General features: G+C 39.9%; 3 protein-coding genes. 2 read left to right on the forward strand and 1 reads right to left on the reverse strand.

What is annotated here, in order from left to right; genetic code table 11:
- Nucleotides 1-58 precede the first annotated feature (58 nt).
- A complete protein-coding gene (gene cobU / locus FJR05_RS09845; protein WP_168643936.1) occupies nt 59-604 on the reverse strand; it encodes a bifunctional adenosylcobinamide kinase/adenosylcobinamide-phosphate guanylyltransferase in 546 nt (181 codons plus the stop codon).
- A 124-nt stretch (nt 605-728) separates the two neighbouring features.
- Between cobU and FJR05_RS09850 the strand changes: the two genes are divergently transcribed.
- Complete coding sequence (locus FJR05_RS09850; RefSeq protein WP_168643937.1) at nt 729-1,529, forward strand: hypothetical protein; 801 nt, start codon at nt 729-731, stop codon at nt 1,527-1,529.
- 33 nt (nt 1,530-1,562) lie between these two features.
- A complete protein-coding gene (locus FJR05_RS09855) occupies nt 1,563-1,826 on the forward strand; it encodes a hypothetical protein (protein ID WP_254446892.1) in 264 nt (87 codons plus the stop codon).
- Nucleotides 1,827-1,976 lie beyond the last annotated feature (150 nt).

Below are 1,976 nucleotides of genomic sequence, written 5' to 3' on the forward strand. Positions count from 1 at the left end.
GAATTTCTAGTGTTGCTGTCTTTGGAGTCATGTTTGGGTATCCCCAGTCCCCTGCCCCCTATTTACTTGCTGGTAATGGTACACCTAATAAACTCAAATTCAACGCATGACCACCTGTCACCAAATAAACGGGTTCACAGATTGTCCCTAATTGTCTCACTAAAGCGCCCAGGCGATCGCGGAATTTGCGCCCTAGAGGATAAGCTGGAACTACACCCCAACCTGTTTCTTCCCCTACAAATATGACATCAGCAGCCACCAACGGCAGAATGTCCAGAAACTCCCTCACAATATTTTCCCAAACTAAATCCTCCTCCTCCAGAAAATTAGCCACCCAAGTTCCTAAAGAATCCACCAACAGGCAAGTATGAGGCTGAGATTGAGCCAAAGCAGCAGTTAGTTCCACTGGCACAGCAAGAGTTATCCAATCTTGAGGACGGCGTTGTTGATGTTTTTGAATGCGTTCTTGCCATTCCAGATCATCAGGATTTTGTGTAGCTGTGGCAATGTAGACAACATTTTTTTCCGAATTTATCGCCAAATCTTCCGCCCATTCACTTTTACCAGAGCGGGCTGCACCTGTCACCAAAATTATTTTCCCCATTATTTGATAATATAGTGTTTCATCAGGAAGAATACACGAGTTAAATCAACTATCCCCAAAATCACCACCCTTCTGTACTCCTGAATTCTTTCTTGCTAAAGACCATAAATTTTAGGATATTGTTATGAAACCAGGGTTAAAACGGATAGAGGCCACGCTACATGATTTAAAAACTCGTAATGATGATGTCACCACAGAACCAGGTGAAGAAAGCAAACGTTCCTTTTCCTTTCGCATTAGTATCCGTCCCCAGGAATCTTCAGAAAATTCCCAAAATCCAACCCGAACCCATCATAGTAACTTAGACGCAGATTCAGTTATTCATGAAACTCCAGAGGCAAATTTATTTCCTCAGCCTAATTCTGTCCAAGCCTTTCCAGCCCAAGAGAATGGAGAAAAAACGCCAACTCTCCCGAAATTTAAAACTCCATCATTCAGCAATCATCGTCACGGTGCTAACCCAGCACTGGCCATGAATATGCTCCAAGAAATTCAAGATAAAGTAGCTGATTGGCAACTAGAATTACAAAAAATAATACAGCAAATTCAGGATATTTACTTGGAAGGTCCAATTATTAATGGTTGGTTGGAATCTAATGTGCAAGAACCAGAAACAGTTGGAACAGCAGCCTTACGCCATGCAGAAATAGAGCGTCTGATGAATTATGTCGAAGAAATTTGTGCAAGCGGTGAAAAAGAGTCTTATAAACCACTACATACTGACTACCGACTTTGTGGAGTAGATACAGCCGGTCAAGTGTGGTCTCGTCCCTGTCCAGTTGAACAAGTTCCTAGTGTTAGTATAGCGATCGCTCGTCACCAAAGATTACGACAACTTTTAGGACGCAAACAAGACCTAGAAAATCGTTTGAGTCAATTAGCCGAAACCTTAGTCATGTTACATAGTCATATTCAGCAAAGTTAAATATTTTCTAATTACTCCAAAATACAGTAGCCATTGAGTAAAAACTATGTTACTATAGAACTACATCGTGAAACTTTACCAATAAAAACTATGCGACTTAAACGCTGGGAATCCCCACGTCGAGAAGGCAGAAACGATAAAGGCCGAGGTGGTTCTGCTAGAAAACGGCAACTGAAAAAACAAAGACAAATGCTCAGACAGAAACTCAAAGACAATCAAAAGCCAAATGATCATCATAACAATAACCAGGGGGAAAGTTCAACTTCCCCCTATTTTTTGGCCTTTTTTCCCCAATAGCCCGATTAGATATATTGCTTGAGAATGATTAAGTTTTTTGGAAAAAGTTAAATTTTTAACTTTTTTGAATATATTCTCAAGTAAGGAGTTAAAGTAACAGCAATTCTCATTTTGAAAAAAATAAGATAAAATTATCTTAATTTAAGTAGA

It is taken from the genome of Dolichospermum sp. UHCC 0259 (assembly GCF_009711935.1).
GTDB lineage: Bacteria > Cyanobacteriota > Cyanobacteriia > Cyanobacteriales > Nostocaceae > Dolichospermum.